Here is a 5,615-nt window from a genome sequence, read left to right as displayed (position 1 = left end):
CCGCCGTTCTACAACTTCGCTGTACTGCCGAAAGCCGAAGGCATCGACCCGTTCACCGAAGCCAAGGAAGACGGCACTGCCTACGCGAAGCCAGGCCGCTATCAGCCGATCCACATGCCCAACAACACCGCTACCGGTGTGGTCATGGGGGCACTGCTGACCGTGTTCGGTTTCGCCATGATCTGGCACATCTGGTGGCTGGCCATCGCAAGCCTGGCCGGCACCGTGATCTATTTCGCGATCCACGCTGCCCGTGATGATCAAGGCTACATGGTGCCGGTCGAGACGATCGAACGCATCGAAGCCGAGCAGCACAAGCGTCTGGTATCGGAGAACAAGATCCCGGCTACCCGTGTTGAAACCTCGTTGGAACAGGCTTAATCCATGTCGAACTTAGTGACCAATGCTGGACACGCCCATGTCGATGACCATGGGCACGATGACCATCACCACGACTCGGGCGAGATGACCGTATTCGGTTTCTGGCTCTACCTGATGACCGACTGCATTCTGTTTGCGTCGATCTTCGCGGTATACGCGGTACTGGTTAACAACGTAGCGGGTGGCCCATCGGGCCACGACATCTTCGAACTGCCTTACGTACTGGGCGAAACCGCTCTGCTGCTGTTCAGTTCGATCACCTACGGCTTCGCCATGCTGGCGTTCTTCCGGGGCAACAAGAAGCAGGTACTGGGCTGGCTGGGTATGACCTTCCTGTTCGGCCTGGGCTTCATCGGCATGGAGATCAACGAGTTCCACCTGTTGATCTCCGAAGGCTACGGCCCTAGCCGTTCCGGCTTCCTGTCCGGTTTCTTCACCCTGGTCGGTACCCACGGTCTGCACGTGACCAGCGGTCTGATCTGGATGGCGATCATGATGTACCAGGTGCAGAAAAACGGCCTGACGGCGACCAACAAGACCCGTCTGAGCTGCCTGAGCCTGTTCTGGCACTTCCTGGACGTGGTGTGGATCTGCGTATTCACCGTTGTTTACCTGATGGGGACTATGTAAATGGCCAACACACACTCCCACGACGAAGCCGGTCACGGCAGCGTCAAGTCCTACGCCATCGGCTTCATCCTGTCGGTCATCCTGACACTGATCCCGTTCGGCCTGGTGATGTACCCGTCGCTGCCTAAAGACGTGACCCTGTGGATCGTCCTGGCGTTCGCAGTGATCCAGGTGCTGGTGCACCTGGTGTACTTCCTGCACCTGGACCGTTCCGCGGCACAGCGCAACAACGTGGTGGCGTTCATCTTCGCCGCGTTGGTCATTGTCCTGCTGGTTGGTCTGTCGTTGTGGATCATGTTCAGCATCCACACCGTCATGATGGCCAAGTGAGGTAAACCCGATGTCGCTCAAGCACTTTATCCAAATCACCAAACCGGGGATCATTTTCGGTAACGTGCTTTCTGTGGCAGGCGGGTTTTTCCTGGCCTCGAAAGGGCATGTCGATCTGGCCATTTTCCTGGCCGCCATGATCGGCACCTCGCTGGTGGTAGCGTCCGGTTGCGTGTTCAACAACTGCATCGACCGTGACATCGACCTGAAGATGGAGCGCACCAAGAACCGCGTGCTGGTCCAGGGCCTGATCTCCCTGGAAGCGGCCCTGGTGTATGCCTCCATCCTCGGTGTCGCCGGCGTCGCCCTGCTGTACTACGTGGCCAACCCGTTGGCCGCGTTGTTCGCGGTAATCGGCTTTGTCATCTACGTCGGTCTCTACAGCCTGTACCTCAAGCGCAAGTCGGTTCACGGCACGCTGGTGGGCAGTCTGTCCGGGGCCATGCCGCCGGTGATCGGTTATGTGGCTGTGAGCAACAGCTTCGACATGGCCGCATTGACCCTGCTGGTGATGTTCAGCCTGTGGCAGATGCCGCATTCCTATGCCATCGCGATCTTCCGCTTCAACGATTACCTGGCCGCATCGATTCCGGTGCTGCCCGTGAAGCGTGGCATTCGCGTGGCCAAGAAGCACATCCTGCTCTACATCCTGGCATTCCTGGTGGCGACCCTGATGCTGACCTTCAGCGGTTACGCCGGCATGAGCTACCTGGCGGTAGCGGCGGCCATGGGCATGTACTGGTTGTACATGGCCTGGACCGGCTACAAGGCAGTGGATGACACTGTGTGGGCGCGCAAGCTCTTCGTGTTCTCGATCTTCACCATCACCGCGCTGAGCGTGATGATGTCGGTAGATTTCAAGGCCCCGACCGAGCTCTTGCTGACCTACGCACACTAAGCTGTCCAGGCCACAGAAAAGCCCCGCCTTCGAGAGAAGTGCGGGGCTTTTTTATACCGCCTGAGGGGCCGTCACATCATTTAAAGCTTTTCGGCCCGATACCTTTGCATGGCCGGGTAAAATGCCTCGTTCGTGGATGAACCTGAGTGGATGTAATGGAAAGCCGTATCGAAATATACGATTCGCAGGCGCGTTATGGCGTCGTCAGTCGCGGATTGCACTGGGCCATGGCATTGGTCTTTGTCTGGATCTACAGCACCACCGGTGCACATTACCTGCTGGCCGAATCGGCATTGGATGAATTCCTTTGGCCGACCCACAAGCAAGTGGGGCTGCTGTTGCTGGGCCTGTTGCTGGTGCGGGTGCTCTGGAGCCTGTTGAACCGCCATCGCCGGCCGCCGAGCCTGAACTTCGCCGCGCGTCTGGGGCACGGGTTGCTGTATGTCGGCATGTTCGCCATTCCGTTTCTCGGCCTGCTGCGCCAGTACGGATCGGGGCGGGCCTTTTCCGCCTTTGGCCTGCCGGTGATGAGTGGCTTCGAGGGGGCGAAAATCCAGTGGATGACCGACCTGGGCAACAACTTCCACAGCCTGCTGGGCTGGACCTTGCTGGTACTGATCGTGGGCCATGTCGCGGCGGTGATCCTGCACTGTGTCAAAGGCCAGGGGCATATCCTGCGACGCATGGCCGGCAACAGCGCATCGGCTTGATTTTTTACCCGAGACAAAAAAGCCCCGCCTTCGAGAGAAGTGCGGGGTATTTTATTCAGAGCCCGTCAATGGGCCGTTTAACTCATGAAATGACTCTACTTATGCAGGAAGCAGAATGATGAAGAAAATAGCCGTCGTCGTTTTTAGTGGCGGGCAGGACTCGACAACCTGTTTGATCCACGCATTGCCGCTCTATGACGAGGTGCACTGTATTACGTTTGACTATGGTCAGCGGCATCACGCAGAGATAGAAACGGCGCAGCGGCTTGCAAAACAGCTGGGAGCGAAAGTCCACAAGGTGCTGGATGCTTCGCTGCTGAACGAGTTGGCAATCAGCAGTCTCACTCGGGACAATATCCCGGTGCCGACGGTGAACAGTTCAGGCGAGAGCCTGCCCAGTACCTTTGTACCGGGACGCAATATTCTATTTTTAACCCTGGCGTCCATTTATGCCTATCAGGTAAAGGCCGAGACCGTCATCACCGGTGTCTGTGAGACGGACTTCTCTGGTTATCCTGATTGTCGCGATGAGTTTGTAAAGGCGCTGAACAAGGCTCTGGAGCTGGGCATGGAGTACAAGTTGCAGCTTGAAACTCCATTGATGTGGCTGAACAAGGCAGAAACCTGGGCGTTGGCGGACTACCACAGTCAACTGGACCTGATTCGTGAGCAAACACTGACTTGCTATAACGGCATCATGGGCAGTGGCTGCGCTAATTGCGATGCATGCAATCTTCGCGCAAGAGGCTTGAACGGCTACCTGGAGAACAAGACGGAGGTCATGAATAGCTTGAAAGGCAAGTTGAGTCTCAGCTAAAGGCTTGATTGCCGGCCAATGGGATTCAACACTGCGTCTGGCTGTCAGATGAGTGTTGAATCCAATGCCTTGAGGCAATCAGGCACTCTGTTGTTTGTTCTGGCCGTCCGGGATGTATCTCTTGAACAGTGACCTGGCACCATAAGCAGGCAGAATGTTAAAGAAGGCAAAACATACTTTAATCGCGATTTGAACATAGATCATGTTCAGGATGTCGCTGTTTTGCATCGCTCCATAAAATGCGATGTAGCAAAATACAAAGCTGTCGATGATGACTGCAAACAAGGTGCTCAAAAATATTCGCAGAAACAGGAATCTGGAATTCGTCAGCTCTTTTATCTTGCACAACAAGTATGAGTTTATATTTTCAGAAACAAGGAAAGAGACGGAGGAGGCTACCAGTACAGACGACACATGAATGATGACGTCATTGTACGGAGTGTCGAGTTTCCAGCCCGGCAGTCCGGGGAGAAAGGTCGATCCATAGAGCAGGATAATGATCATGGCGTTGCTTGCAAAGGCAAACAAGATGGCTCTTCTTGCAAGTCGGAGTCCGAAGTTTTCGTTCAGCAAGTCAACGATTAAGAATGTCAGGGGGTAGAGGAAAGTGCCCGGAGTGATAATGATATCGAGAGACTCCAGGTAAATCGGCTTGGTCGCAGCAATACTGGTGAAAATGTAAAACGTAAAGAGCAGCAGGTTCAGGATGATGTAGATCATCCATGAGTTTTCGTGACGGTCGTTCAGGTCGTACGCAGTCAGTGCCCCTCCTTGGGAATAGAATTTCTTGTAGAGATTTTTGATTTCCATTTTATTTAAATTGTCCATTATTTCGCTGTTCAGCACTTCGCTTAACTTTATTCTGATGACCTTGCCAGTGGCGATGATCATGATTACCGCCAGGCTTTTATTGTTCTCAAATCCCAGTAGTTTGTACTTGCTGTTCTCGGCTTCTGTTTCATAGGCTGTCATTGAATCGCTCCTCGATGATGTCGCCTACTACACATAGGCGATCTGTGTCGGAGTACGGGCCGTTGATGATAAGCAGTTTCTTTGTCAGCCTGTCGTAAACCAGCTTCTCTTTATCGTCAGTCGAGGATCCCTTTTGTACGATCAGGAGATCGCCAGGTTCATTCATGCCGTTAATTTCATGCTCCAGCAACACCGCTATCAAGTTGTAGGATGTGCCGAAGTAATAGGTCAATGGGTAAAGCGTGGCCAGCTCACCGATCCGCCTGTCCATGTTGGCTATCAGCAAGCTCTCCTTGATGATTGGGACGGCAGCCGGATTCATGTTGCCTTGAGGGGAGATACTGCTCTCGATGATCTCCTTCTCTTCGAAGTCGATGGTTTCTATCTCTTCATAGGAAACACCGAAGAAATCGGAAATTTTTCGAATGGTGGACTGCTGTACATTGGTTACCTTGCCTTCCAGAATATTATAAATAGTTGTTCTGGTCAGGCCGCTGGCATTGCACAAAGACAGTTGCGTCTCACCGCGACTTTTTATCAGGTATTTAATGTTGCTCTTTAAATACTCTGTTCTTTCTCTCCTGTGCATCAAATGCTCACCATTTCCTTATAGTCGTCACACATTGATTTTTATAGCGGTTGTGCCGTGCTCGATGTTCGGCACCAGTAACCGGGTTACTGCGGCAGATCTTTTTCAGGCTTTTTACGGGTATGAACCAACTTGCTAGTGCTCCTTTAGCCAGCTGTATCCGTCCTGGGATACTTCGCTGTCGGTATGGGCCGCGGTGGAATCGTGGAAGGGGCCGATTCGGCGCCGCGTCGCGACAGACAAGTGTTGCATGCGTCAGCCATCACAATAAAGCCCCGCAAGATTGTG

At 53.7% G+C, this 5,615-nt stretch carries 7 protein-coding genes and 1 pseudogene; 6 read left to right on the top strand and 2 right to left on the bottom strand.

The features are described 5' to 3' along the window. The 6 genes and pseudogenes from BLX41_RS10005 to queC all read left to right on the top strand — a co-directional run. A pseudogene (locus BLX41_RS10005) lies at nt 1–381 on the top strand (cytochrome o ubiquinol oxidase subunit I); the annotation flags it as partial. 3 nt (nt 382–384) lie between these two features. Beyond that, complete coding sequence (locus tag BLX41_RS10000; protein ID WP_025129487.1) at nt 385–1,011, top strand: cytochrome o ubiquinol oxidase subunit III; 627 nt, start codon at nt 385–387, stop codon at nt 1,009–1,011. Beyond that, nucleotides 1,012–1,341, top strand: a complete 330-nt coding sequence (cyoD, locus tag BLX41_RS09995; protein WP_092310581.1) for a cytochrome o ubiquinol oxidase subunit IV — start codon at nt 1,012–1,014, stop codon at nt 1,339–1,341. It begins immediately after the preceding gene. Between the two features lie 10 nt (nt 1,342–1,351). After that, complete coding sequence (cyoE, locus tag BLX41_RS09990) at nt 1,352–2,239, top strand: heme o synthase (RefSeq protein ID WP_123724747.1); 888 nt, start codon at nt 1,352–1,354, stop codon at nt 2,237–2,239. A 155-nt stretch (nt 2,240–2,394) separates the two neighbouring features. Next, nucleotides 2,395–2,949: a cytochrome b gene (locus BLX41_RS09985; protein ID WP_123724746.1), complete on the top strand. Its 555-nt coding sequence runs from the start codon at nt 2,395–2,397 to the stop codon at nt 2,947–2,949. A 118-nt stretch (nt 2,950–3,067) separates the two neighbouring features. Further along, nucleotides 3,068–3,766: a 7-cyano-7-deazaguanine synthase QueC gene (gene queC, locus BLX41_RS09980; RefSeq protein ID WP_123724888.1), complete on the top strand. Its 699-nt coding sequence runs from the start codon at nt 3,068–3,070 to the stop codon at nt 3,764–3,766. Between the two features lie 78 nt (nt 3,767–3,844). On the opposite strand, the gene BLX41_RS09975 is transcribed toward queC, so the two are convergent. Both BLX41_RS09975 and BLX41_RS09970 read right to left on the bottom strand, forming a co-directional pair. Further along, a complete protein-coding gene (locus tag BLX41_RS09975; protein ID WP_123724745.1) occupies nt 3,845–4,738 on the bottom strand; it encodes a queuosine precursor transporter in 894 nt (297 codons plus the stop codon). Then, a complete protein-coding gene (locus BLX41_RS09970) occupies nt 4,725–5,327 on the bottom strand; it encodes a helix-turn-helix transcriptional regulator (protein WP_123724744.1) in 603 nt (200 codons plus the stop codon). The genes BLX41_RS09975 and BLX41_RS09970 overlap by 14 nt, the downstream gene beginning before the upstream one ends. Between the last annotated feature and the right edge of the window lie 288 nt (nt 5,328–5,615).

This window comes from Pseudomonas protegens, assembly GCF_003732485.1.
GTDB lineage: Bacteria > Pseudomonadota > Gammaproteobacteria > Pseudomonadales > Pseudomonadaceae > Aquipseudomonas > Aquipseudomonas protegens_B.
This window is presented reverse-complemented; position numbering and strand designations above follow the sequence as displayed.

Coding starts and splice junctions, on each gene's coding strand:
- cyoE (WP_123724747.1), top strand. CDS start 1,352: ATGTCGCTCAAGCACTTTATCCAAATCACCAAACCGGGGATCATTTTC.
- BLX41_RS09970 (WP_123724744.1), bottom strand. CDS start 5,327: ATGCACAGGAGAGAAAGAACAGAGTATTTAAAGAGCAACATTAAATAC.
- BLX41_RS10000 (WP_025129487.1), top strand. CDS start 385: ATGTCGAACTTAGTGACCAATGCTGGACACGCCCATGTCGATGACCAT.
- cyoD (WP_092310581.1), top strand. CDS start 1,012: ATGGCCAACACACACTCCCACGACGAAGCCGGTCACGGCAGCGTCAAG.
- BLX41_RS09985 (WP_123724746.1), top strand. CDS start 2,395: ATGGAAAGCCGTATCGAAATATACGATTCGCAGGCGCGTTATGGCGTC.
- queC (WP_123724888.1), top strand. CDS start 3,068: ATGAAGAAAATAGCCGTCGTCGTTTTTAGTGGCGGGCAGGACTCGACA.
- BLX41_RS09975 (WP_123724745.1), bottom strand. CDS start 4,738: ATGACAGCCTATGAAACAGAAGCCGAGAACAGCAAGTACAAACTACTG.